The 22,743-nt window shown below is 63.7% G+C and carries 26 protein-coding genes; 9 read left to right on the top strand and 17 right to left on the bottom strand.

Annotation, left to right across the window (positions count from 1 at the left end; all coding sequences use genetic code 11):
• The 6 genes from IV098_RS06555 to IV098_RS06530 form a co-directional block, all read right to left on the bottom strand.
• On the bottom strand, nt 1-725 hold a 725-nt coding region (locus IV098_RS06555; RefSeq protein ID WP_296887272.1), incomplete at its 3' end, for a peptidase U32 family protein.
• 77 nt (nt 726-802) lie between these two features.
• On the bottom strand, nt 803-1,393 hold the full coding sequence (locus IV098_RS06550; protein WP_296887270.1) for a YceI family protein: 591 nt from the start codon (nt 1,391-1,393) through the stop codon (nt 803-805).
• Between the two features lie 208 nt (nt 1,394-1,601).
• The gene (locus tag IV098_RS06545) at nt 1,602-2,195 is read right to left on the bottom strand and encodes a YceI family protein (RefSeq protein ID WP_296887268.1); all 594 of its coding nucleotides are present in this window, start codon (nt 2,193-2,195) and stop codon (nt 1,602-1,604) included.
• A 30-nt stretch (nt 2,196-2,225) separates the two neighbouring features.
• Nucleotides 2,226-2,786: a YceI family protein gene (locus tag IV098_RS06540; RefSeq protein WP_296887265.1), complete on the bottom strand. Its 561-nt coding sequence runs from the start codon at nt 2,784-2,786 to the stop codon at nt 2,226-2,228.
• Nucleotides 2,783-3,331 (bottom strand): cytochrome b, encoded by a 549-nt coding sequence (locus IV098_RS06535; RefSeq protein ID WP_296887262.1) that lies wholly within the window; start codon nt 3,329-3,331, stop codon nt 2,783-2,785. The genes IV098_RS06540 and IV098_RS06535 overlap by 4 nt, the downstream gene beginning before the upstream one ends.
• Nucleotides 3,328-3,768, bottom strand: a complete 441-nt coding sequence (locus IV098_RS06530; RefSeq protein WP_296887259.1) for a MarR family winged helix-turn-helix transcriptional regulator — start codon at nt 3,766-3,768, stop codon at nt 3,328-3,330. Before IV098_RS06530 ends, IV098_RS06535 begins: the two co-directional genes overlap by 4 nt.
• A gap of 137 nt (nt 3,769-3,905) precedes the next feature.
• Here IV098_RS06530 and IV098_RS06525 point away from each other — a divergent pair, with 137 nt between their 5' ends.
• The 4 genes from IV098_RS06525 to IV098_RS06510 all read left to right on the top strand — a co-directional run bounded on the left by IV098_RS06525 (nt 3,906) and on the right by IV098_RS06510 (nt 6,102).
• Nucleotides 3,906-4,751, top strand: a complete 846-nt coding sequence (locus IV098_RS06525) for a 23S rRNA (adenine(2030)-N(6))-methyltransferase RlmJ (RefSeq protein WP_296887256.1) — start codon at nt 3,906-3,908, stop codon at nt 4,749-4,751.
• 119 nt (nt 4,752-4,870) lie between these two features.
• Entirely contained in the window at nt 4,871-5,284 is a 414-nt protein-coding gene (locus IV098_RS06520; protein WP_296887253.1) for a hypothetical protein, read from the top strand.
• A 113-nt stretch (nt 5,285-5,397) separates the two neighbouring features.
• Nucleotides 5,398-5,637, top strand: coding sequence for a type II toxin-antitoxin system Phd/YefM family antitoxin (locus tag IV098_RS06515; protein WP_296887250.1), 240 nt, complete (start codon nt 5,398-5,400; stop codon nt 5,635-5,637).
• 120 nt (nt 5,638-5,757) lie between these two features.
• Entirely contained in the window at nt 5,758-6,102 is a 345-nt protein-coding gene (locus tag IV098_RS06510; protein ID WP_296887247.1) for a hypothetical protein, read from the top strand.
• A gap of 2 nt (nt 6,103-6,104) precedes the next feature.
• On the opposite strand, the gene moaE is transcribed toward IV098_RS06510, so the two are convergent.
• Genes moaE through mobB form a run of 4 tightly spaced genes read right to left on the bottom strand, consistent with a single transcriptional unit; the run spans nt 6,105 to nt 8,496 of the window.
• Nucleotides 6,105-6,575 carry a molybdopterin synthase catalytic subunit MoaE gene (gene moaE / locus IV098_RS06505; RefSeq protein ID WP_296887244.1) on the bottom strand — a complete coding sequence of 157 codons (471 nt, stop codon included), beginning with the start codon at nt 6,573-6,575 and terminating at the stop codon, nt 6,105-6,107.
• Nucleotides 6,576-6,579: 4 nt separating this feature from the next.
• A complete protein-coding gene (gene moaD / locus IV098_RS06500) occupies nt 6,580-6,831 on the bottom strand; it encodes a molybdopterin converting factor subunit 1 (protein WP_296887240.1) in 252 nt (83 codons plus the stop codon).
• Entirely contained in the window at nt 6,828-8,021 is a 1,194-nt protein-coding gene (glp, locus tag IV098_RS06495) for a gephyrin-like molybdotransferase Glp (RefSeq protein ID WP_296887237.1), read from the bottom strand. The genes moaD and glp overlap by 4 nt, the downstream gene beginning before the upstream one ends.
• On the bottom strand, nt 7,996-8,496 hold the full coding sequence (gene mobB, locus IV098_RS06490) for a molybdopterin-guanine dinucleotide biosynthesis protein B (protein WP_296887234.1): 501 nt from the start codon (nt 8,494-8,496) through the stop codon (nt 7,996-7,998). Before mobB ends, glp begins: the two co-directional genes overlap by 26 nt.
• Nucleotides 8,497-8,571: 75 nt before the next feature.
• Here mobB and moaA point away from each other — a divergent pair, with 75 nt between their 5' ends.
• The gene (gene moaA, locus IV098_RS06485; protein WP_296887231.1) at nt 8,572-9,570 is read left to right on the top strand and encodes a GTP 3',8-cyclase MoaA; all 999 of its coding nucleotides are present in this window, start codon (nt 8,572-8,574) and stop codon (nt 9,568-9,570) included.
• Between the two features lie 110 nt (nt 9,571-9,680).
• A complete protein-coding gene (hflX, locus tag IV098_RS06480; protein ID WP_296887228.1) occupies nt 9,681-11,120 on the top strand; it encodes a GTPase HflX in 1,440 nt (479 codons plus the stop codon).
• A 21-nt stretch (nt 11,121-11,141) separates the two neighbouring features.
• Here hflX and IV098_RS06475 read toward each other — a convergent pair whose 3' ends face one another.
• Entirely contained in the window at nt 11,142-13,070 is a 1,929-nt protein-coding gene (locus tag IV098_RS06475; protein WP_296887225.1) for a pyruvate kinase, read from the bottom strand.
• Between the two features lie 201 nt (nt 13,071-13,271).
• Here IV098_RS06475 and IV098_RS06470 point away from each other — a divergent pair, with 201 nt between their 5' ends.
• Complete coding sequence (locus tag IV098_RS06470) at nt 13,272-15,746, top strand: glycogen/starch/alpha-glucan phosphorylase (RefSeq protein WP_296887223.1); 2,475 nt, start codon at nt 13,272-13,274, stop codon at nt 15,744-15,746.
• 14 nt (nt 15,747-15,760) lie between these two features.
• Here the strand turns inward: IV098_RS06470 and IV098_RS06465 are convergent, their stop codons facing one another.
• On the bottom strand, nt 15,761-16,150 hold the full coding sequence (locus IV098_RS06465; RefSeq protein ID WP_296887222.1) for a PAS domain S-box protein: 390 nt from the start codon (nt 16,148-16,150) through the stop codon (nt 15,761-15,763).
• A gap of 221 nt (nt 16,151-16,371) precedes the next feature.
• On the opposite strand from IV098_RS06465, the gene IV098_RS06460 reads away from it, so the two are divergent.
• Complete coding sequence (locus IV098_RS06460; protein ID WP_296887220.1) at nt 16,372-16,623, top strand: hypothetical protein; 252 nt, start codon at nt 16,372-16,374, stop codon at nt 16,621-16,623.
• A gap of 166 nt (nt 16,624-16,789) precedes the next feature.
• Here the strand turns inward: IV098_RS06460 and IV098_RS06455 are convergent, their stop codons facing one another.
• Together IV098_RS06455 and IV098_RS06450 are read right to left on the bottom strand one after the other, a co-directional pair.
• Nucleotides 16,790-18,175 (bottom strand): ATP-binding protein, encoded by a 1,386-nt coding sequence (locus IV098_RS06455; RefSeq protein ID WP_296887218.1) that lies wholly within the window; start codon nt 18,173-18,175, stop codon nt 16,790-16,792.
• Nucleotides 18,175-18,858 carry a response regulator transcription factor gene (locus IV098_RS06450; RefSeq protein ID WP_296887216.1) on the bottom strand — a complete coding sequence of 228 codons (684 nt, stop codon included), beginning with the start codon at nt 18,856-18,858 and terminating at the stop codon, nt 18,175-18,177. Before IV098_RS06450 ends, IV098_RS06455 begins: the two co-directional genes overlap by 1 nt.
• Nucleotides 18,859-19,137: 279 nt before the next feature.
• On the opposite strand from IV098_RS06450, the gene IV098_RS06445 reads away from it, so the two are divergent.
• Nucleotides 19,138-19,668: a cytochrome b/b6 domain-containing protein gene (locus IV098_RS06445; protein ID WP_296887214.1), complete on the top strand. Its 531-nt coding sequence runs from the start codon at nt 19,138-19,140 to the stop codon at nt 19,666-19,668.
• A 45-nt stretch (nt 19,669-19,713) separates the two neighbouring features.
• On the opposite strand, the gene metK is transcribed toward IV098_RS06445, so the two are convergent.
• The 3 genes from metK to IV098_RS06430 all read right to left on the bottom strand — a co-directional run bounded on the left by metK (nt 19,714) and on the right by IV098_RS06430 (nt 22,679).
• Nucleotides 19,714-20,895, bottom strand: a complete 1,182-nt coding sequence (metK, locus tag IV098_RS06440) for a methionine adenosyltransferase (protein WP_296887212.1) — start codon at nt 20,893-20,895, stop codon at nt 19,714-19,716.
• A 26-nt stretch (nt 20,896-20,921) separates the two neighbouring features.
• Nucleotides 20,922-22,064, bottom strand: a complete 1,143-nt coding sequence (locus IV098_RS06435; RefSeq protein ID WP_296887210.1) for a class I SAM-dependent methyltransferase — start codon at nt 22,062-22,064, stop codon at nt 20,922-20,924.
• A gap of 117 nt (nt 22,065-22,181) precedes the next feature.
• On the bottom strand, nt 22,182-22,679 hold the full coding sequence (locus IV098_RS06430) for an arsenate reductase ArsC (protein ID WP_296887208.1): 498 nt from the start codon (nt 22,677-22,679) through the stop codon (nt 22,182-22,184).
• Nucleotides 22,680-22,743 lie beyond the last annotated feature (64 nt).

Below are 22,743 nucleotides of genomic sequence, written 5' to 3'. Positions count from 1 at the left end.
TCGATCTTGAAGCTGCGGATGCCGGCGTCGATCAGCGCTTCGAGGTTGTCGCTCTGGTTGTTGTCCTTCATGGAAAGAACGTGTTTGTCGTGCGCGACGATGCGCCCTTCCATGTCGGTGACCTGGTACGGCAGGCGGCAGGCCTGCGAGCAATCGCCGCGGTTGGCGCTGCGCCCGGTGTGGGCGTGGCTGATGTAGCACTGGCCGCTGTAGGCGACGCACAGCGCGCCGTGGACGAAGAACTCCAGCGTGGTTTCGGGCCGCGTGGCGGCGCGGATGGCGGCGATCTGCGCGAGGTCGAGTTCGCGCGCCAGCACGATCTGGTTCAAACCCACGTCCTGCAAAAAGCGGGCCTTTTCCGGGGTGCGGATGTCGGTCTGGGTGCTGGCATGCAGCTGGATCGGCGGCAGCTCGAGTTCCAGCAGTCCCATGTCCTGGATGATCAGCGCATCGACGCCGGCTTCGTAAAGCTGCCAGATTTGCTGACGCGCAGGTTCCAGTTCGTCGTCGCGCAGGATCGTGTTGAGCGTGACGAACACGCGCGCGTTGAAGCGGTGCGCATGCGCTACCAGCCGCGCAATATCGGCGACCTCGTTGGCGGCCGAAGATCGCGCGCCGAACGAGGGGCCGCCGATATAAATCGCGTCGGCGCCGTGGTTGACGGCTTCGATGCCGATCTCGGCGTCGCGCGCGGGCGCGAGCAATTCAAGTTGATGGGGTTGCACAGGGGGCGTTCCGGACAGCAAAACGCCATTTTACCCGCTCGCGGCACCGCGCCCGGGTTTCGGAGGGGAACCCGCTGTCAGCGGCTGGCCACCTGCACTGGAGCTGGTGCCTTGACCGCGCCGATCACCAGATTCAGGGAAACATCATTGCCGGCCAGGAACATGTATTTGCCCATGTTGAATTCCGAACGCTTGATCGTCACGCTCGCATTGGCGATGCAGGTGTCGCCCTGGTATTCCGAAAATGACGTGCACTTGAAGCGGGTCACGTTAAGCGTGACCGATTTGGTGACGCCCTTGATGGTGAGGTCGCCGGTCAGGCTCATCTGCTCGCCACCCAGCGACAGCTTGCTGGACTTGAAGGTGATCACCGGGAAATTGGCCGTATCGAAAAAGTCGGCGGACTGCATCCGGCTGTCGAGCATCCCGAGGCCGGTGTTCACCGAGGCGGCATCGATGGTCACTTCGGCCGAGCCGGTCTGGGTGACGGAATCGATTACCACCTTGCCGCTGGTCTTCTCGAATTTGTGCGGTTTGTTGGACACACCCAGCATGCTGATGCTGAAGTTCGCAACCGTCTGGCTGTTGTCGATGACGTAGGTTTCAGGTGCGGCCTGGGCAGAAACGGAGCAGGCGGCAAGTACGGTCAACAAGGCAAGGCGGTTCATGGGTTGCTCCTAAGGTGGATGCCCCGAAGGGCCGTGCACCCCTACTTGCAACCGCCATGCCATCCACCACACCCATGTCGATCAACAAAACAACACTTACAAAACAATAACTTACAAACAAACCGCACCCGCAATGCAGCGCAAAAAAACAGCGGGCTGTTGGGAATCCAACAGCCCGCTGTCGAAACGGCGACCTTCCGCCAGCGTTTTACTGGGCGGCCGTCGGCAATTTGGCCGCCTCGATGGCGAGGTTCAGCGTGACCTCGTCGCCGACGTAAGGGACGTTCTTGCCCATGTTGAAATCCGAGCGCTTGACGGTGGCGGTGGCGTTGGCGCCGCAGGCCGGCACCTTGCGCATCGGATGCGGCATACACTTGAAGTGGGTGATCGTGAGCGTCACTGGCTTGGTCACGCCCTTGATGGTGAGATCGCCGGTCAGGCTGGCCGGCTCGTCGCCATTGAAATTCATCTTGCTGGATTTGAACGTGATGGTCGGGTATTTCGCGGTGTCGAAATAATCCGGTTCCTGGATGTGCTGGTTGAACAGGGCAAAACCGGTGTTGACCGAAGTCGCGTCGATCACCACGTCGACCGCGCCGGTTTTGGCTGCGCGGTCGAGCGTGACCGTGCCGCTGGTCTTGTCGAACTTTTGCGTCTGCTTGGAAAAGCCCAGGTGGGTGTAGGTGAACTGCGGGTAGGTGTGGCTGTTGTCGATGGTGTAGGTTTCGGGCGCGGCCTGGGCGGCGCCGGTGGCAACGGTAGCGGCAAAGGCCGTGGCGATCAGCATGGCAAGACGGTTCATGTAACTCTCCTGAATGAATGAAACAACGGGTTATTTGCCGCTGGCGGCAATGCGGAACTTGACCTGGACCTCGTTGGCCACGGTGGCGACGTCGGCCCACATGCCTTCGCCGATGCCGAAATCCAGGCGCTTGAGCGTGAATGCGCCATTGAAAGTGGCAGCGGTTTTGCCCGGAACGTAACTCACCGGCATGATCAGCTCGCGGCTTTTGCCCTTGAGCGTGAGCGTGCCGCGCATTTCGTAGCGGTTGCCGCCCAGCGCGCGGATCTGGCTGCTGGTGAACACCGCCTTGGGGTAGACGCTGCGGTTGAACCACAGCTTGCCGGCGGATTCCTCGTCGGCTTCCACCGAACCGGCATCGATGCTGGCGAGGTCGATCTCGATGCGTGCGCTGGCCGCCTCCGGCCTGGCCGGATCGAAGACCATCTGGGTGGTGAAACGCTTGAAGCCGCCCGCCACCGGCACGCCCATCTGGCGGGTTTCAAAGCTGATCGCGCTTTGCTTGGGCAACACGGTGCGGTATTCAGCCGCGTGGGCGGATGACGCGGCCAGGCTGGCCAGCAACATCAGATGTTTCAAAACCGGTTTCATGTGCGCTCCTGTTTGCTCCAGCCCATGCGCTGCAAAAAGGGCTGGCGTTCGATGAAGTGATGCTTGAGCGCTGCTGCAACGTGGAGAATGACCAGTCCCAGCAGCGTGAAGTTCAGTATCTGGTGGAGCGTGGCCAGCGCATCGCCCAGTTCGCGGCTCTTGCCGACCAGATCCGGCAGCGGCAGCACGCCGAACCACACGGTCTGGAAACCCTTGGCCGAACTCATCAGCCAGCCCGACAGCGGAATCGCCAGAATCAGCAGATACAGCAGCCCATGCACCGCCGCGCTGGCCTGACGCTGCCAGCCCGCAATGCTGTCCGGCAACGGCGGCGGCCGGTGACTCAGTCGCCAGGCCACGCGCATCCCCGCCAGCAGCAGCACCGTGATGCCGATCCACTTGTGGTAGCTGTAAAGCTGCAGCTTGACCGGCGACAGCGGCAGCTCGTGCATGTACACGCCAAGCGGAAAGCCGACAAAAATCAGCAGCGCCACCAGCCAGTGCAGCACGACGGCCGGCGTGGTGTAACGCAGGGTCGGGGTCATGGCGTTTCCTTCTTGAAAAGTTGTTCCATCTGCTGCAACGCCGCCTGCCAGCGCGCATGATCGGCCGCGCCGACCCCGGCGAAACACGCCGCCATGTGCGCCATGTGCGCGGGAAAGATCTTTGCAAACAGGGCCTCGCCTTCTGGGGTCAGGCGCACGATCTGGCAGCGGCGGTCGCTGTCGTGCGCCGCGCGCTCCACCCAGCCGCGCGCCACCAGGCGGTCCACCACGCCGGTCAGCGTGCCTTTGGTGATCAGGGTTTTTTCGCCCAGCACGCTGGCGGTCATGCCGGCGGTGTTGCCCAGCGTCGCGACGATGTCGAACTGCGGCGGCGTCAGCCCCAGCGCGCGGATGTTCGCCGCCGAATAGGCCTCGAACGCCTGATAGCACTTCACCAGGTCTTGCAGGGTGGGCAGGAATTCGACAGGCTGGTTCATCGCGCGCTCATTTGGTTCGTGTTAGGACCAATTTAGTTCGATGTAGAACCAATGTCAAGCGGCCCGATCCCTACGCCCGGCGGCGAAACCCGGCAGAATGTGCAACACTCCCGCCGCCCGCCCCTTCGTAACCGACCATGCTGAGCTACCGCCACGCCTTTCATGCCGGCAATCACGCCGACGTTCTCAAGCATTTTCTGCTCGTCCAGCTCAGCCGCTATCTGGGGCAAAAAGACAAACCGTTCTGGATTATCGACACCCATGCGGGCGCGGGACTGTATGAACTGGACACGGGCTATGCGACCAAACTGAAAGAATACGAAAGCGGCATCGGCAAGCTGTGGGCGCGCCCCGACCTGCCCGCCGAACTGGCCGACTACGTCGACCTCGTGCGCGCCTGCAACCCGGACGACAGCCTGCGCTTTTATCCCGGCTCACCCTGGCTGGCGCAGCAGACCCTGCGCCCGCAGGACCGCCTGCGCCTGTACGAACTGCACAGCAGCGACAGCCAGATTTTGCAGGAGAACTTCAGCACGCACGGGCGGCAGGTCAGCATCACCGCCGCCAACGGCTTCGACGCCCTCAAGGCCTTGCTGCCGCCCCCGCCGCGCCGCGCGCTGGTGCTGATCGACCCGCCCTACGAAACCCGCGACGACTACCCGAATGTCATTGCGGCCCTGCAGGAAGGCTTGACCCGCTTCGCCACCGGCACCTACGCCGTCTGGTATCCACAGCTCTCGCGCCCCGAAGCGCAGCAACTCCCCGACAAGCTCAAGCGCCTGCCGATCAAGAACTGGCTGCACGTTGCGCTGACCGTCCACACCCCGTCGCCGGATGGCTTCGGCATGCACGGCAGCGGCATGTTCGTCATCAACCCGCCGTGGACCCTGCATAAAACGCTTGAGGAAATCATGCCGTATCTGGTCAAGGTGCTCGGCCAGGATGCTGGGGCGGGCTATACACTGGAACAGGAGATGGCGTAAGCCCGCCATTCAATGACTTACTATCTGAATAATTTTGAAGTTTGGGATCATTGGATATGTCCAATAATCCTGTATCCCGTCACGTGACGGCTATTTAACGTTAGGCATGATGCATTGAAATGAACATTCTCTGCTACTTCAAAGTGGTCTCATTAAGCCCAATTGGCGGCTACGTAGCGTTTGTTATCGCTTCACTCATAACCACAGGAAAAACAGATCTTTATGAAGTTGCGATAGTGTTTATAGCGGGTGGCTATATAGTTTCTTTCGTTACTGCGTTAGTGCTCGGTTTGCCTTACCTTGTCGTCCAAAGCCTGCGTCCATTGAATGCTTGGATTTGGCTTCCAATCCTCATGTCTCTTGGAGGTATAGGCGGTTATTTTATTCACTCAGCACTTTCTGGCCGATCTACAGCAAAGTCTTTCATGGTGTCACTGGAATTTTTTACAGTAATTGGTGCAAGCGTGGCATTCATGGCTTGGCTGATGGCTTCGATTCTTTGTAAAGAAGGTGTGGACGCCCCCAATGCCTAACCCTACGTATATAGGAAAAGGGGACGCTACCCTTTTATCCTGTAGCACTCACACAGCCGCCTGACAGACGTACGTTTAAACGTGCCATCAAGGCACCTTTGAAGGAGCACGAAATGGACACACTGACCGCCAGCGAGGCTCGTGCAAATCTGTACCGGCTCATCGATCAAACCGCGGAATCTCACAAGCCCATCGTCATTTCCGGAAAACGCAGCAGCGCCGTGCTTCTTTCCGCAGAAGACTGGAACGCAATTCAAGAAACCTTGTACCTGCTGGCCGTACCTGGCATGCGCGAGTCCATCAAGGCGGGCATAGCCGAACCTCTGGCAAAAAGCGCTAAGGCGCTTGGGTAAAAGGGGAAGCTACCCTTTACTCAACCCAATTCTCAAAGCGCATCCCAGCGCCCCGCGATAAATGGGGTCAGTTCACTCTGACCCCACCATTCATTCCTTGAGCTACACAAAGGCTGGAGCATGTACGAATCAAAAACACATCCGCCGATCCCCAAAGAACTTTTTCTCAAGCGAGTGCTCCTGCACGTCGCAGGCGCAGCTCTTCTTTTGTTTGGGTCGCTCATGTGCGGCATGGCCGGCTACGAATACTACGAGGGACTTCCCTGGCGGGACGCATTCCTCAATTCTGCAATGCTGCTGGGTGGCATGGGGCCAGTCGATGCCCCAAGAACGGACGGCGGCAAGTTGTTTGCCGGCCTTTACGCTTTATACGCAGGCCTGGTGTTCCTGGTAGTGGTTGCCTTGATATTCGCGCCTATCGTGCATCGCATCATGCACAGGTTTCACTGGCAAGAAGACCGGTGAAATCAGGGCGCATCCCAGCGCTCCGCCGCCGTGTCATCGCTGGCGCGCGCCTCCACCCAGCGTTCGCCCTCCGGGGTTTCTTCCTTCTTCCAGAACGGCGCGCGGGTTTTCAGCGCATCCATGATGAATTCGCTGGCGGCGAAGGCTTCGCCGCGATGGCTGCTGGCGACGGCGACCAGCACGATGGGATCGCCGGGCAGCAGGCGGCCGACGCGGTGGATCACGGTCACGTCGAGCAGACTCCAGCGCGCACCGGCTTCGTCCACCAGCGCGGCGAGCGCCTTTTCGGTCATGCCGGGGTAGTGCTCAAGCGTCATCGCGCTGACGCCGCTGCCGTCGTTGTGGTCGCGCGCGAGGCCGACGAAGCTGGCGATGGCGCCGATGTCGGTGCGGCCCTGGCTCATCGCGTTCACTTCTGCGCCGAGGTCGAAGGGCTCGCTTTGCACCCTGATTTTGATCGGGCTGGGGGTCATGCCATCAGCCTCCGGTCACCGGTGGAAAAATCGCGACTTCGGCGCCGTCCGGGATCGCGGCATCAAGGGCGACGATGTCCTGATTGACGGCCACCCGGAACGCGCGTCCGGCGGCCAGTTCTTCGGCCCACACGCCGCCGCGCGCCTGCAGCGTCGCGATCAAATCCGCAACGCTGACGCCATCGAACGCAATGGATTCTTCGGCCGCGCCGAAACGCTCGCGCAGTCGGGCGAAATACAGAATGCGCAGGTTCATCCGAGCAACTCCGAAAAAGGAATGAAGCGGACCCAGTCGTCGGGCTGGAGGGTCTGGCCGATTTGCAGATCGATGAGGCCATCGCCCCAAGCGCACGAGGTCAGCACGCCGGAGCCTTGATTGGGGAATAGCGCCACGCGGCCGTCTGGTTCGATGCGGGCGCGCAGGAATTCGCGACGGTCGCCGGCCTTGAGCCAACTGGAGGACGAGCGCATTGGAAACGCGCGATACAGCACCTGCGTTGCGCCCATGCGCTTCAACAGGAACGGACGGATGAACAGGCAAAAGGTGACGAAGGCCGACACCGGGTTGCCCGGCAGGCCGATAAAGTCGGCCTCGCCGACCCGGCCGTAGACGATGGGCTTGCCGGGTTTCATCGCCACTTTCCACATTTCGATGCGGCCGAGTTTTTCGACCGCGGTTTTGACGAAATCCGCTTCGCCCACCGACACGCCGCCGCTGGTGACGACCACATCGGCGAGGCTGGCCGCGCGCGCCAGTGCGGCTTCGGTGGCGGCCAGGGTATCGGGCACGATGCCGAGATCGATCAGTTCACAGCCGAGGCCGTTCAGCAGCCCGGTGAGCGTGTAGCGGTTGGAGTTGTAGATCTGGCCGGCCTGCAGCGGCGTGCCGGGCGTCACCAGCTCGTCGCCGGTGAAGAAGCAGGCGACTTTCAGCCGGCGCAGCACCGGCAGTTCGGCCAGCCCGACCGAGGCGGCCAGGCCCATCTCGGCTGCGCCGATGCGGGTGCCGGCGGCGAGGATTTCCGCACCGCCACGAATGTCCTCGCCGGCGCGACGGATGTTGGCGCCCATGCGCGGCAACTGGTTGATGACGACCGCGTCGCCCTCGGCGCTGCAGTGTTCCTGCATCAGCACGGCGTCGGCGCCCGGCGGCACCGGCGCGCCGGTGAAAATGCGCGCGGCGGTGCCGGGTTCGAGCGTCGCGCCCATCGTGCCGGCCTGGATGCGCTGCGACACCGGCAGCCGGACGCCTGCCGCCGTCATGTCGACCATGCGCACGGCGTAGCCATCCATTGCGCTGTTGTCGAGCGGCGGCACGGTGATCGCGGAGACTTGCGGCGCAGCGAGCACGCGGCCGAGCCCGGCAGTCACCGCGACGGTTTCGCTTTCGCTCAGAGGGCGCGCGCGTTCGAGCAGGGAATCAAGCAGTTGGGTAGCTGAGAGCATGGGTCTGGATAAAGTCGGTGATGAGTGAAATGGCATCGAGATCGATGCGGGGAATTTCCGAGCCGGGTTCGACATCCGACGCCACCGCCAGCACATGCGGATCGTCCGGATAGAGCCAGGGCTTGCCGGTCGCGGCACGGTGCACTTCCAGCTTGGGGATCGGCTCGCGCTTGTAGCCTTCCACCAGCACCAGATCGCACGGCGGCAACTGCGCCAGCAAACTGGCCAGTGAGGGCGGTGCATCACGGTGCTCGGTCAGCAGCGCGGTGCGGTGGTCGGACGACAGCAGCACCGCCGCTGCCCCGGCTTCGCGTGCGCGCCAGCTGTCCTTGCCGGGGCGGTCGATGTCGAAGTCGTGGTGAGTGTGTTTGATCACCGCCACCCGCAGGCCGCGCGCAGTCAATTGCGGCAACACGCGCTCGATCAGCGTGGTCTTGCCGCTGCCGCTGAAGCCTGCGATGCCGAATATTTTCATATGCGTTGTCAGAGCTACCGAATCAGGCTATATTTTTCCATATATAACCTAATCCCGCCAGCCAGCCCTGTCTAAATGAACGCTCCCTTCGCCGATCCGCGCGGCCTCATCGACCAGTTCGGCCGCCGCATCGACTATGTGCGGCTGTCGGTGACGGACCGCTGCGACCTGCGCTGCAGCTATTGCATGCCGGAAGGTTTCAAGGGCTTTGAAGAACCCGAACACTGGCTGACGTTCGACGAAATCGAACGCCTGATCGGTGCATTCGCGCGGCTCGGCGTCAGCCACATCCGGCTCACCGGTGGCGAACCGCTGCTGAGGCGCGATATTGCCGGGCTGGCGGGGCGCATCTCTGCCCTGCCCGGCATCGACGATCTGTCGCTGTCCACCAACGCCACCCAGCTCGACAAGCACGCGCAGGCGCTCAAGGCCGCGGGCGTCACGCGGCTCAATGTCAGCCTCGATTCGCTGCAGCAGGCGCGGGTGGAACAGATCAACGGCCGCGATGTGCTGGCCAAAGTGATGGCCGGGCTCGCAGCCGCGCAGGATGCGGGCTTTGCGCCGATCAAGCTCAACATGGTGGCGCTCGCCGGCACCAACGACGACGAAATCGACGAGATGGTCGCCTTCTGCATCGAGCGCGGCTTCGTGTTGCGGCTGATCGAGGCGATGCCGATGGGCAGCACCGGCCGCAACGCCGAATTCCTCGATCTGCAGCCGGTGAAAGAGCGCCTGCGCAAGCAATTCAACCTGATCGAAACCACCCTGCCCGGCGCCGGCCCGGCACGCTATCTCGGCACCGCCGACGGCCGTTTCAACGTCGGCTTCATCACCCCGATCTCGCAGCATTTCTGCGAAACCTGCAACCGCATCCGCATCGCGGTCGACGGCACCGCCTACATGTGTCTAGGTCAGGAAGAGAAATTCGAATTCCGTCCGCTGCTGCGCGACGGTTGCAGCGATGCCGAGCTGGAAACGGCGATCATCGACGCCATCAACCTCAAGCCCGAACGCCACGAATTCCGTGAAGCGCCACACAAAGTGCTGCGCTTCATGTCGATGACGGGCGGCTAGTGTCGATCGAGCAGCCACGCAGCATTGCTGGCACCCGCGGTACCCATCCTTCAAGCGTCCGCATTGGCGGATAATGTCGGGCTCGCTCATTCAACAGAAGCCCACGCCGCATGCAAAAAGAAGTCAAAGAAAAACCCCAGTACGCCATCGTGGCGTCGGTGCAACTGCCGGGGGTGAGCGACGTCGAGTTCGAGGCCTCGCTGACCGAACTGCGCGAACTGGCCAAGACGCTGGGCTTCACGGTCACCCGCACCTTCACCCAGAAACGCGCCGGCTTCGACTCGACGGCGTATCTGGGTGTGGGCAAGCGGCAGGAGATCCGCCACTACGTCAGCGGCGAAACGGACGCCGAAACCGGCGACGAAACCGGATCTGGCGCTGAACCGCAGAACCCCCTGCACCGCCTGTCCAATTTCGTCGAAGGCCTGGACGACGAAGCCGATGCGGTCTCGCCCGATCCGATCGACGCCATTTTCGTCGACCACGAAATCTCGCCGTCGCAGGCGCGCCACCTCGAAAAGGAAGTCGGCTGCCAGGTGATGGATCGCACCATGGTGATTCTCGAAATTTTCCACCGCAACGCGCGTTCCCCCGCCGCGCGTGCGCAGGTGGAAATCGCGCGCCTCGGTTATCTGGCACCGCGCCTGCGCGAAGCGGCCAAGCTCGCCGGGCCGCAGGGACGCCAGCGCAGCGGCGTCGGCGGACGCGGCGCCGGCGAGTCGCATACCGAACTGGACAAGCGCAAGATCCGCGACCGCATTGCCGAACTGCAGAAGGAAATCGCGGCGATGGACGCCGACCGCAAGACGCAGCGCGCCCGGCGACAGGCGCACCAGGGGCTCGCCAGCGTGGCGCTGGTCGGCTACACCAACGCGGGAAAGTCCACCCTGATGCGTGCGCTCACGGGCAGCGAGGTGCTGGTCGCCAACAAGCTGTTCGCCACGCTCGACACCACCGTGCGCACGCTGTACCCCGAGAGCATCCCGCGCGTGCTGGTCAGCGATACGGTTGGTTTTATTAAAAACTTGCCGCACGGGCTGGTCGCGTCGTTCAAGTCCACGCTCGAAGAAGCGCTGGATGCCTCGCTGCTGCTGCACGTCATCGACGCCAGCGACCCGGGGTTTGTACGGCAGATCGAAACCACCGAACACGTGTTGAACGAGATTGAAGCGCAGGACGTGCCGCGCCTGCGCATATTCAACAAGATCGACCACGTCGGCGATGCCGCGGCGCCGGATTCAAAGCGCGCCGAGGCGCGGGCCGAACGCGAAGCCGCGCTGCGCGCCGAATACCCCGGCTGCATCGTGATGAGCGCGCGCCGCCCCGAAGACGTCGCGCGCCTGCACCAGGCGATCGTGGCATTTTTTCAGAAGGATCTGGCCGAGGCCGAGCTGTATCTGCCGTGGTCGGCGCAACAACTGCGCGGGGAAATTTTCGCGCGCTGCGAAGTGCTGGAAGAGCGTGCCGACGATGAAGGCGCGATTTTCCGTGTTCGCAGCGAGCCCGAGGCGCTGGACAGCCTGCGCGCGCAAATCGCCCAGGCACGCTGAGCCTGCCCTACCCTGCCCTGATCAATCGAATCCGGCAGCCGTATCGAGCCCTGGCAGCCCATGCGCCAAGTGCAGTTCACGCAGCATGGCGCTCTTTTTGGCCTGGTGCGCCTGCATCCGCCGCAGGATGTCGTCCAGCACCCGCACCGCGCTGACAATGTAAGGGCCCTTGTTGAGCATCACGCATTCGGCGCGGCGCCCCATCGCGGCATCGGTGATTTCGGCGCGTGAAGGCTGGCCTTCCCGCGCCAGGGTTTCCAGCACCTGGGTCGCCCAGATGACGGGCACATGCGCTGCTTCGCAAATCCAGAGGATTTCTTCCTGCACTTCGGCCAGGCGCTCGAAGCCACACTCCACCGCCAGGTCGCCGCGCGCAATCATTACCCCGCAGCTCGGCGCGCGCATGGCGGTCAACAGCATGTCGGGCAGGTTCTCGAAGCCGCGCCGGGTTTCGATTTTCAGCACAATGGCAGGCTGATTGCCCCCCAACGCCTGCAGCCGCTGCTGCAGTGATTCGACGTCCTGGCCGCAGTTGGCGAAGGACAGCTCGACGATGTCGGCGTGCTGCGCCACGAAGGCGAGGTCTTCGATGTCCTTGTCACTCATCGCGGCCAGCTGCAGCTTGCTTTCTGGCAGGTTGATGCCCTTGTCGGCGCGCAGCTTGACCGGGTTCAGGTGGTCCTGGGTGATGCGCACGCGCACCCGTTCCGCCTCGATCTTTTCGACCACGCCGCCGATCTTGCCGTCGTCGAACCAGATCGGCTGCCCGGCCTGCACGTCGTCGAACACCTGCGGAATGCTGCAGCCGATGGTGGCGGGCGTAAGCAGATGGCCTGCGCTGTCGTACGTCGCCGCGCGCCCCGGCTCGAGATCGCGGGTGAGGATGAGCAGATCGCTCTGTTGCAGGGAAATGACGGTCTCGCCGGCCGGCAAATCACCAATGCTGCATTCATGCATGTCCGGCTGGTCTTTGCCATGGCGGGAGCGTGCCTGCTCACGCAGCAGGACAGTGCCGGGGACGAAATAGGCCGTTTTGCCCGTCTCGGCCCAGCAACCGTCTGCGGTCACATCGACGATCTTGAGCCCCCGCTTCGCGCCGCGCGCATCGATGAAGCTCAGCCCCTCGCCGACCTGCAGCTGCGCCAGCCACGCCGCCGACACCGGCAGGCAGGCACTGGCCGGGGTCGGCGGCGCGTACAGCACGGGATCGGCGCTCAGCCAGACCCGCGCGGGCGCGCTCACCCGTCCATAGACATCGCGCACAGGGTGGATCCGCACCACCGCCGGACCCGGTTCCAGCGGTCCGGTACGCAGCTTCGGCCCGGCCAGGTCCATCACCACGCGGCAGGATCGGCCCAGCGACTGCTCGGCCTGCCGCAAATGGGCGATCATCCGCGCCCAGGCGGTGGTGTCGTCATGCGCGCAGTTGATGCGCATGCAGTCCATGCCCTGTTGCAGCAGGGTATGGACGAGCAGGTAGTCGTCCGCCGCTTCGCTCGGCATGGTGACCATGATGCGCACCTTGCGCCCGGCATCCGCTTCGCCCAGCAGGGCGTTGGTGTGATCGGCGAGCAGGCGTTCGCCGTGGGAGAAGTCAATGACCTCGGTCTCCTTGCCCACTGCCGGGCAGGCGCGCTGATCGAGCCGGTTCAGCACGCTCAGCACCTCGTCGACCGTGGCCAGCACATGCGCTTCGGCCCGGCCGAGCGACGACAGGCCGAGCGCCGCCAGCCGCAACTGCAGGGGACGCAGGTCGCGCCGGCGCAGGCTCAGGTAATGCAGCAGGTTGCGCGCGCTATGCAGGTAATTGGGGTGGATCCGCTCAAGATGCGGCTGCGACAGCGCAAGGTCGGAGACCATGTCCGCCCGGATCGCCGCGAGTTCCGCGAGGGCAAGCGCGATCTCGCTTTCGCCCGAATGCGTACTGCCAGTGGAAGTTTTCCGGGTCACAAATAGGCTCTCGAATCGATCTATTATTCTGCGGTGCCAGTGTGAACCTGACATGACAGTCGCCCAAACCCGGGCGAGCACCGCCCATGCAAGACGGCTGAATTGATTTTGTCACCTTGGCAGCGAACAATGAAAACCTGAAGTGGCAGCCGAAATCGCGATTTTGGCGAGGCCAAACCTGGAGACGTGTCGCATCCGCTTATGTCAAACATTGCCGAAAGATCCCTCCACACGCGCGCCGCGCGTTCCGTTGAGGCGCTGAGCAGTTCGTTTACCGACAACCTGTTCTACCTCACCGGGCGCTCGTTCCAGAAAGCGACCACGGCTGACTTCTATACCGCACTGGCCTACACCGTGCGCGACCGCATGCTGGAGCGCTTCATCCTGACCGGCGAGAACTACAAGCGCAACACGGCCCGAACGGTGTGCTATTTCTCGGCAGAGTTTCTGCTGGGACCGCATCTTGGCAACAACATCCTGAACCTTGGCCTGCGCGACAACCTCGACGAAGCCCTGCGCGGGATGGGGCTGGATCTGGAAACCCTGCTGCAGCAGGAACAGGAGCCGGGACTCGGCAACGGCGGCCTCGGCCGGCTCGCCGCCTGTTACCTGGACTCGCTGGCCACGCTGGAAATTCCTGCCATCGGCTACGGCATCCGCTACGAGTTCGGCCTGTTCGACCAGGTCATCAAGGACGGCTGGCAGGTGGAGGTGACCGATGCCTGGCTGCGCGACGGCAACCCGTGGGAACTGCCCAAGCGGCAGCGCCGCTATCCGGTCAAGCTGGGCGGCCATACCGAATCCTGGCGCGACGAACAGGACCGCCTGCGGGTGCGCTGGGTGTCGGACAGCACCGTGTACGGCGTGGCTTACGACACGCCCATCCTCGGCTACGGCGTCAGCAATGTGAATTTGCTGCGGCTGTGGAAATCGGAAGCACACGACTCCTTCGACTTCCAGGCGTTCAACCTGGGCGATTACTACGGCGCGGTGGAAGAGATGGTGGCGGCGGAAAACCTGACCAAGGTGCTCTATCCCAACGACGACCCCGAAGCGGGCAAGGAACTGCGCCTCAAGCAGCAGTATTTCTTCGTGTCGTGTTCGCTGCAGGACATGGTTCGCCTGACGCTGCGCGATCTCGGCAGCGTGAGCCGCTTTGCGGAAAAATTCGTCGCCCAGCTCAACGACACCCACCCCGCCATCGCGATCCCCGAGCTGATGCGCCTGCTGGTGGACGAGCACGCCCTGCCGTGGGAGGCGGCGTGGGACATCACCCGCCAGAGTTTTGCCTACACCAACCACACCCTGTTGCCGGAAGCGCTGGAGACCTGGCCGCTGGAACTGTTCCGCCGCATCCTGCCGCGCCATCTCGAAATCATCGAGGAAATCAACCGCCGCTTTCTCGACGAAGTGCGTCTGCGCTTCTTCGACGACGAAGCGCGCGTCGCCCGCATGTCGCTGATTTCCGCCGGCCCCGAGCCGCGAGTGCGGATGGCGCACCTCGCTGCCGTCGGCAGCTTCGCCATCAACGGCGTGGCGACGCTGCACACCGAATTGCTGAAAAGCACCGTGCTGTGCGATTTCCATGCGCTGTGGCCGGACAAGATCAGCAACAAGACCAATGGCGTCACGCCGCGCCGTTTCATCGCGCTGGCCAACCCGCCGCTGGCGCGCCTGATCGAGGACACCCTCGACGGCGACTGGCTGCGCAATCTCGAATCGCTGCGCCAGCTTGAACCGTATGCCGACGATGCCGGCTTCCGCGCACGCTGGCGCGAGGTCAAGCTGGCCGCCAAACAAGCGCTGGCCGCCAGCATGGCGCAGGCGACCGGCATCGCGGTCGACCCCGCCTCGCTGTTCGACATCCAGGCCAAGCGCTTCCACGAATACAAGCGCCAGCACCTCAAGGTGCTGCACATCATCAGCCTGTATTGCCGCCTGAAAAGCGTTGCCGACCTGGACATCGTGCCGCGCACCTTCATCTTTGGCGGCAAGGCCGCGCCCGGCTACCAGATGGCCAAGCTGATCATCAAGCTGATCCACTGCGTGGCCGAGGTAGTCAACCGCGACCCGCAGGTCAACCAGAAAATGAAAGTGGTGTTCATCCCCGACTTCAACGTCAAGAACGCCCAGACGATCTATCCCGCGGCCGACCTGTCGGAACAGATTTCAACGGCCGGCAAGGAAGCCTCGGGCACCGGCAACATGAAGTTCTCGATGAACGGCGCGCTTACCATCGGCACGCTGGACGGCGCCAATGTCGAGATCCGCGAAGCGGTGGGAGAAGAAAACTTTTTCCTGTTCGGCCACACTGCCGCGCAGGTGCAGGAACGCCTGCGCGATGGCTATCAGCCCGGTCGCATGATCGAAGGCGACCCGGAGCTGCGGCATGCGCTCGAACTGATCGAAGCCGGGTTTTTCTCGCATGGCGACCCGCAGCTGTTCGCGCCGCTTACCCGCAAGCTGCGCGGAGAGGACCCCTATCTGGTATGCGCCGATTACCGCGCCTATCTGGATTGCCAGGACACGGTGGACACCTGCTATCGCGATATCGAGCAGTGGACCCGGATGTCCGTCCTCAACGTCGCGCGCATCGGTCGCTTTTCGTCGGACCGCGCCATCCGCGAATACGCCGAGGATATCTGGCGGGTCCAGCCGGTTCCGGTCAGGGGCTGATGCGCCCTGATTGATTAACGTCGCACTTCGAGATTGCGCACCAGCACCACGACGTTTTGCTGGTTGAGGCGGTTGATGAACAGTTCGCTTCTGAAATATGCGCCATCGCGCCGCCGCGCCTTAAACGGGATGGCGCAGTGGCAAAGAAAGGCGAGTCGGGCGTTGATGCGGTCTTCCATCACCAGTTCGGTGCCATGCAGCTCGGGAAGCAGGGTCGACACATGATGGCCGGCCAGTTCGTCGGTGCGGTAGCCGAACACCTGTTCGCAATCGGGACTGCAATGCTGGATGACGCCGCGGTCGTTGAGCGCGAGCATGGCGAGATCGATGGTGTCAGGGTGGGATGGAAGCTGCGGGTTGAAAGAAGTGAGTGTCGTGTGCAGGTGCTTGCGGGCTATTGCCATGAAATCCTCCGTAGGATGTCGTGCAGGAATGCGCCAGGGGAGGCTGATTCTGATCCTGCAAAGTGACGCATTTGTGACCCGGGAATGAACTTATAAAGCCGTTCCGCAGGCCCGTAACCGGGCGATGCGGATTCAAACTTCATCTGGCTGCGATAGCGCGGCAACCAGATAAAGTTGTAGCATCCAGAACAGCGGATTTCAATATCAAGGATCGAGTTGCGATGAAAAGAACCCCAAGTGATGAATACCTGGAAAAGGCCAAACTGCTGGACGAGGAAGCCTGCGAACGCGTGCTGTCGCGCGCCCGCTCGAAACTCATGCGCCGGCTCGAAGACCGAAAGGTAACGGTTCAGGAAGTCGTGGCCATCCAGCTTGAACTCGAAGACGAAGACTTGGCCGAATGGCGCGCCAGAATGGCCGAAATCAAGGCGGTCGAAGAGAAGAAAAAGAACAAATCCAAAAAGTCGGACTGATTCCGGCCGGGCAGTGAAAGCTGCCCACGCCGTCTGCTGGTGCCTTTAATAAATCCATAAAAAAGTTGCAACCCTTCTTTCAGGTCCGCGCCTGATCCGGGTTGCGCACGCTTCCACCTGCGCCTCCTAACTCTCACAGTAGCCCGCCTGCTGGATGTGGCGCCGTTCACATCCCGACAAGGGGCAGGGACAGCCTGACGCTCAAACCGCCTCCCGGCGTGTCATCGAGCGACAGATTTCCACCATGCGCATGCGCGATCGCCTCGACCAGCGCCAGGCCCAATCCGCTACCCGGCTGGGTCCGGGCGCTGTCGCCGCGGGCGAAGCGCTGCGTCATGCGGCTGCGTTCCGCCGCCGCTATGCCGCTACCGTGGTCGATGACGGCCAACTCGGCATGGTCGCCCAGTCGCTGCAAGCTCACCCCGACTGCCGCAGCGGGCAGCGTGTATTTGAATGCGTTGTCGAGCAGGTTGGCGAGCGCCTGGGCAAGCAGGGCAGGCTGCCCGCTGATGTTCAGGCCCGCAGCCAGTTCGACGCTGAAAGGCCGCCCTTCGTCTTCCGCTTCGGCGGCGTACAGTTCCGTCACCTGCCGGACCTGCCCTGCCAGATCGAAGCGCTCGGGCGATGCGATATCGCTGCCCGCCTCCAGCCGCGCAATCGACAGCAGCGCATCGAAGGTGCGCATCAGTTCGCCAGCGTCGGCTGCGGTTTGCGCCAGCGCCGTGCGGTAATCGTCCGCTGCGCGCGGCTGCGCCAGTACCACCTCGATGCGGGTTTGCAGCCGCGCCAGCGGTTTGCGCAAATCGTGGGCGACGTTGTCGGACACGTCGCGCATTCCCGCCACCGCAGCTTCGATGCGCGCCAGCATGGCGTTGAGATGCGCCGCCAGCAAGTCGAATTCGTCCTTGCGCCCGCTCGTTTCCACACGCTGACCGAGGTCGCCTGCGGCGATTTTTCCGGCCGTTCGATCGATCGCCTCGATCCGCGCCAGCCACTGGCGACCGAGCGACACGCCGAGCGCCAGTGCCAGCAAGGCGGACACGCCCAGCAGCGCAGCGGCGATGCCGAGCACCGTTTCGCGCAGCTCTTCCAACGCGCCCGGCGCCTGCGCCACCAGCAAGCGGCCGCCACCGGGGAGCCGCGCGGCCACTGCAGGCAGCGACACCCATTCGTCGTGATCTTCGCCGGGCTCGCGCACCCGCAATTCGAGCATGCGGACCCGGCTGTCGGCGGCCAGTGCAGCGGGCCACTGCGCGACGTTGCCGGCGAGCGTGCGGCCATCGGCGGCTTCCAGCCGGTAGTAGCGCAGATCCTTGTGGCTGCCGCTGGCCGCCAGCACGCGCACGCTGTTCACGCGATGCTCGCCGGGCAGACTGGCCAGCGCGGCGAGTTCGCCTGCAAGCGCCGACTCGATCTGCCGGTCGACATAGCGGTTGAGCAGCACGAACAGCAGTGCCAGCGCGACCATCAGAATACCCACCTGCAGCAGCGCCGCGCGCAGGGCGAGGCGCATGGCCGAGGTGCGGGCGAGCTGGCGCAAATAGGCAAACATCAGGCGTCGTCGCCAAGTCGATAGCCGATACCGCGCAGGGTATGCAGCAGGGGGGTATCGAAATCGCGGTCGATCTTGGCGCGCAGGCGGCTGATCTGGCTGTCAACCACGTTGGTCTGCGGGTCGAAATGCAAATCCCACACCTGTTCCAGCAACATGGTGCGGGTGACGATGCGGCCGGCGCGCCGCATCAGATACTCCAGCAGCCGCAGTTCGCGCGGCTGCAGGCGGATCAGCTGGCCGGCACGGCTGACCCGCCGGCGTTCCAGATCGAGTTCGAGGTCGGCGACCCGGAGCACGCCGGGCACCGCCACGTCCACCGGCTGCGCGCGCCGCGCGAGCGCCTCGACGCGCGCCAGCAACTCGGCGAACGCACACGGCTTGACCAGATAATCGTCGCCGCCCGCGCGCAGGCCCTCCACCCGCTGATCGACCTGCCCCAGCGCCGACAACACCAGCACCGGGGTGGTCCGGCCATCGGCGCGCAGCATGCGCACGATCGACAGGCCGTCGCGGCGTGGCAGCATGCGGTCGATCAGCAGCACGTCGTAGTCGCCCTGCAGGGCAAGCTGCAGTCCGGCCTCGCCGTCATGTGCGACATCCGCGACATGCCCGGCTTCGGTCAAGCCCTGCCGCAGGTAGTCGGCTGCGGCGATATCGTCCTCGATGATCAGTAAGCGCATGGGCGAAGTGTAGCCGCCGCGCACAGCGGATCGGCATTACCGTTTGGCGACCTGGCCCCAACCTCGCCAAACCGTCATCCTGCCGCCAGCCTGGGGTGAGCTGCGCTGCGTAATCTGACATCACGGCATTTCCACGGTTCTGGTGAAAGGACACCTCATGACCCGCATCACTACCGCATTTTCCGTCGTCACCCTGATTGCTGCGCTCGGCGACGAACGCAGCTGATCAAGCCCGCCGGCCATACGTCCGGTTCATTCCATGATTGCGAAAGGCCCGACATGAAACGCTACCCTGCCCTGCTCATCGCCCTGCACTGGCTGACCGCGCTCGCGGTCGTCATCGCCTATGCAAGCAGCGGCAACCCAGCCGAATCCCACGACCTGTTCGATGCGTTGATCGGACAGGTACACGTCATCAGCGGCCTGGCCGTGTTCGCGCTGGTGGCGCTGCGCCTTCCTGCCCGCCTGCTGCTGGGCACGCCCGCCGCTCTGCCCGCGCCACGCTGGCAAGCTCGCCTTGCACGTGCCGCGCACATCGCGTTGTATGCGCTGATGCTGCTGGTGCCGCTGGCCGGCTGGGCCGCGCTCGCCGACGAAACCGCGACATTCACCCTGGCCGGCGGCATCGCCCTGCCGCTGCCCGACGCGCACGCGAGCTGGGTGGAATGGCTGGGCGAAACACACGAAACCCTGGGCAACGCATTCATCTGGCTGGCCGGACTGCATGCCCTGGCTGCGCTGGTGCATCACAACCTGTTGCGCGATGCGACCCTGCTGCGGATGCTGCCGCTGAAGGCGCTTGCGCGGTAACCCGGCATCCGGCAACGGGCTGGTTTTTCAGGGATCGAAAAGCGCTCAGCCGGAAAATCCTGCCAGCGCCTGCGCCTGATCCACGTGTTCCCAGCTGAACTCGGGTTCGGCGCGGCCAAAATGGCCGTAGGCAGCGGTTTTCCGGTAAATCGGGCGCAGCAGGTCGAGGCTCTCGATGATGCCGCGCGGCGTCAGGCGGAAAGTCTGACGCACCCGGCGTTCGAGCGCTTCGTCGGGCACGCTGCCGGTACCGTAGGTTTCGATCAGCAGCGAGACCGGCTCGGCCACGCCGATGGCGTACGCCAGCTGCACCAGGCAGCGCCGCGCCAGTCCGGCCGCGACGATGTTCTTGGCGATGTAGCGCGCCATGTAGGCGGCGGAACGGTCAACCTTGGTAGGATCCTTGCCGGAAAACGCGCCGCCGCCGTGCGGGCACGATCCGCCATACGTGTCGACGATGATCTTGCGTCCGGTGAGGCCGGTGTCGCCGTTGGGGCCGCCGATTTCGAACGGGCCGGCCGGGTTGACCCACAGCTTGAAGTCAGGCGTGCGCAGTTCGATCGGCACCAGCGGGTCGACGATTTCACGCGCCACCTCGCGGGCAACCCAGGCCGGATCGAGATCGCGTTCGATCTGGGTGGAAATGATCACGTTCTCGACCCCGACCACGCGCTGGCCTTCGTACGCCACCGTCACCTGGCTTTTGGCGTCGGGACGCAGCCACGGCAAGGCGCCGGAATGGCGCAGCTCGGCCTGACGTTTGACCAGGCGGTGCGCCAGCCATACCGGATACGGCATCAGGTCGGGCGTTTCGTCGCAGGCATAGCCGAACATCAGCCCCTGGTCGCCCGCGCCGATGTCGCCGCCCGCCAGCGTGATGCCCTTGTTGATCTGGATCGACTGGTGGTTGAAGCGTACCTGCACTTCGCAGGTGTCGGGATCAATGCCGGTATCGGAATCGACATAACCGATGTCGCGCAGCACCTGGCGGGCAATCGCTTCGGCACGGCCCTGAATCTCGCTGAACAGTTCGCGGCGCGCAGTTTTGAACTCGCCCGCAATCACCACCAAATGGTCGGCCACGAAGGTTTCGCAGGCGACCTTGGCGGCGGGTTCCTCGGCCAGGAAGGCGTCGAGGATGGCATCCGAGATCTGGTCGGCGATCTTGTCGGGATGGCCTTCGGCAACGGACTCGGATGTGAACAGGTAGCGACGGTTGTTTTGCATGTTGATTCCTCAATCAAATGAAACGATCAAGCGGGCGCGAGCCGCCACAGCGAGGTGATCTCGGCGGCGCGTGCGGCGTGCAGCGGGTCGCTGGCGTCGGCGGCGCGCGGGTGGGTCGGTTTGGTATCGATGCGCTCCAGCTGCTTGAGCCCGGCGGCGTCGATGGCTGCCAGCAGGCTGTCGCGCGTGCGCAGGCCAAGGTGCTCGGCGAGGTCGGACAGGATCAGCCAGCCTTCGCCGCCGGGTTCGAGATGCGCGGCCAGCCCGTTCAGAAAGCCCAGCAGCATGCGGCTGTCCGGGTCGTATACCGCGTGTTCGAGCGGCGAGTTGGCGCGTGCGGGTAGCCACGGCGGGTTGCACACGATAAGCGGCGCGCGGCCGTCCGGAAACAGGTTGGCCTCGACCACGCTGACCTGCGGGTTCAAGCCCAGCCGCGCGATGTTTTCGCGCGCGCAGGCCAGTGCACGCGGGTCCTGGTCGGTCGCAATCACCTGCTTGACCCCGCGGCGCGCCAGCAAGGCTGCCAGCACCCCGGTGCCGGTGCCAATATCGAACGCACGTTCCAGCGACGGCAACGGCGTCTTGGCCACCAGATCGAGATACTCGCCGCGCACCGGCGAAAACACGCCGTAATGTGGGTGGATGCGCGCGCCCAGCGCGGGAATGTCGACACCCTGCTTGCGCCATTCGTGCGCGCCGATGACGCCGAGCAGTTCGCGCAGCGATACCAGCGATGGCATTGGATCCTTGCCATGCGGCAGTGCGCCATAGGCTTCGATACAAGCCTGCCGCACGTCGGGCGCGCGACGCAGCGGAATGCTGTAGTCGGCCTCCAGCGGCAGCAGCAGCATGCCCAGGGTGCGAGCGCGCTGCGACTGGAACTGGCGGTGAAAATTGAAGGACTCGATCGGCGAGGTGGCAGGCTTGCGCGGCTTGCGGTCGATGCGGCGTGCCATCGCCTGCAGCAACTGGCGCGCGTTCTGGTAATCGCTGCGCCACAACAAAGCCGTACCCTCGCTGGCCAGGCGGTAGGCGGCGTCTGCCGTCATGCGATCGTCCGCCACCTGGATCCGCTTGGGCGGCGGCGAGCCGTTCTCCGAACGCCAGCGGGCGGATCGGGACTGGTCGGCTTCGGACCAGCTTGCAACGGGAAAACTCGGATCGCCCACTCAGCTCACTCGGTTAATGCTTAACCGCCAAAATGCATCAAGCCGGAAATTGTACGTTCCGCGAGGGCCCTGCGGTAAATGCCTGTGCGGCCTGCCTGAACAGCCGACCGGATGGACTCAGGCCGGATTGCCGATGTCGCGCACCGTCTGCCCAAGCTTCATTTTGTCGAGTGTGGCGAACGGCAGGCAGATCAGGGCGGAAATATGTTGCTGCAACTGGCTCATTGCCTCGACGAATGCGTGCTGCCTGTGTGCGTCGGAGCCCTGCGCCCGCACCGGATCGGGGATATGCCAGTGCGCCGTAATAGGATGTCCCGGCCATACCGGGCAGGCCTCGCCCGCCATGTCGTCGCAAACCGTGATGATGAAATCGAAGCGCGGCGCGCCGGCCGCGGCGAATGCATCCCACGACTTGCTGTGCAGACCGGCCGTCGCCAGACCGCTCTTGTGCAGCAATTCCAGCACCTCGGGATGGATCTGTCCGGCGGGCTGGCTGCCCGCGCTGTAGGCATGGAAACGTCCCTCGCCCATGGCGTTGAGCAGACACTCGGCAAGGATGGAACGGGCCGAGTTGGCGGCGCACAGAAACAGTACGTTAAAAGCGGCTTCGGCCATGCATTGAGTCTCCGGGGCGCAGGCAGCGGCCTGCGGACTCAATTATCGTGCAGCCTGGCCGGAA

This window comes from Thiobacillus sp., assembly GCF_018780105.1.
Classification (GTDB): Bacteria; Pseudomonadota; Gammaproteobacteria; order Burkholderiales; family Thiobacillaceae; genus Thiobacillus.
The sequence above is the reverse complement of the archived record's forward strand: the minus strand, read 5'-3'. Positions and strand labels throughout refer to the sequence as shown.

Bases quoted from the DNA above. Each gene is read 5' to 3' on its own strand.
- IV098_RS06430 (WP_296887208.1), bottom strand. From the start codon at position 22,679: ATGGCCGAAGCCGCTTTTAACGTACTGTTTCTGTGCGCCGCCAACTCG.
- IV098_RS06535 (WP_296887262.1), bottom strand. From the start codon at position 3,331: ATGACCCCGACCCTGCGTTACACCACGCCGGCCGTCGTGCTGCACTGG.
- IV098_RS06515 (WP_296887250.1), top strand. From the start codon at position 5,398: ATGGACACACTGACCGCCAGCGAGGCTCGTGCAAATCTGTACCGGCTC.
- IV098_RS06470 (WP_296887223.1), top strand. From the start codon at position 13,272: ATGTCAAACATTGCCGAAAGATCCCTCCACACGCGCGCCGCGCGTTCC.
- moaA (WP_296887231.1), top strand. From the start codon at position 8,572: ATGAACGCTCCCTTCGCCGATCCGCGCGGCCTCATCGACCAGTTCGGC.
- IV098_RS06450 (WP_296887216.1), bottom strand. From the start codon at position 18,858: ATGCGCTTACTGATCATCGAGGACGATATCGCCGCAGCCGACTACCTG.
- hflX (WP_296887228.1), top strand. From the start codon at position 9,681: ATGCAAAAAGAAGTCAAAGAAAAACCCCAGTACGCCATCGTGGCGTCG.
- moaD (WP_296887240.1), bottom strand. From the start codon at position 6,831: ATGAACCTGCGCATTCTGTATTTCGCCCGACTGCGCGAGCGTTTCGGC.
- IV098_RS06445 (WP_296887214.1), top strand. From the start codon at position 19,138: ATGAAACGCTACCCTGCCCTGCTCATCGCCCTGCACTGGCTGACCGCG.
- IV098_RS06510 (WP_296887247.1), top strand. From the start codon at position 5,758: ATGTACGAATCAAAAACACATCCGCCGATCCCCAAAGAACTTTTTCTC.
- IV098_RS06520 (WP_296887253.1), top strand. From the start codon at position 4,871: ATGAACATTCTCTGCTACTTCAAAGTGGTCTCATTAAGCCCAATTGGC.
- metK (WP_296887212.1), bottom strand. From the start codon at position 20,895: ATGCAAAACAACCGTCGCTACCTGTTCACATCCGAGTCCGTTGCCGAA.
- moaE (WP_296887244.1), bottom strand. From the start codon at position 6,575: ATGACCCCCAGCCCGATCAAAATCAGGGTGCAAAGCGAGCCCTTCGAC.
- IV098_RS06465 (WP_296887222.1), bottom strand. From the start codon at position 16,150: ATGGCAATAGCCCGCAAGCACCTGCACACGACACTCACTTCTTTCAAC.
- glp (WP_296887237.1), bottom strand. From the start codon at position 8,021: ATGCTCTCAGCTACCCAACTGCTTGATTCCCTGCTCGAACGCGCGCGC.
- IV098_RS06525 (WP_296887256.1), top strand. From the start codon at position 3,906: ATGCTGAGCTACCGCCACGCCTTTCATGCCGGCAATCACGCCGACGTT.
- IV098_RS06460 (WP_296887220.1), top strand. From the start codon at position 16,372: ATGAAAAGAACCCCAAGTGATGAATACCTGGAAAAGGCCAAACTGCTG.
- IV098_RS06545 (WP_296887268.1), bottom strand. From the start codon at position 2,195: ATGAACCGTCTTGCCATGCTGATCGCCACGGCCTTTGCCGCTACCGTT.
- mobB (WP_296887234.1), bottom strand. From the start codon at position 8,496: ATGAAAATATTCGGCATCGCAGGCTTCAGCGGCAGCGGCAAGACCACG.
- IV098_RS06550 (WP_296887270.1), bottom strand. From the start codon at position 1,393: ATGAACCGCCTTGCCTTGTTGACCGTACTTGCCGCCTGCTCCGTTTCT.
- IV098_RS06540 (WP_296887265.1), bottom strand. From the start codon at position 2,786: ATGAAACCGGTTTTGAAACATCTGATGTTGCTGGCCAGCCTGGCCGCG.
- IV098_RS06455 (WP_296887218.1), bottom strand. From the start codon at position 18,175: ATGTTTGCCTATTTGCGCCAGCTCGCCCGCACCTCGGCCATGCGCCTC.
- IV098_RS06530 (WP_296887259.1), bottom strand. From the start codon at position 3,768: ATGAACCAGCCTGTCGAATTCCTGCCCACCCTGCAAGACCTGGTGAAG.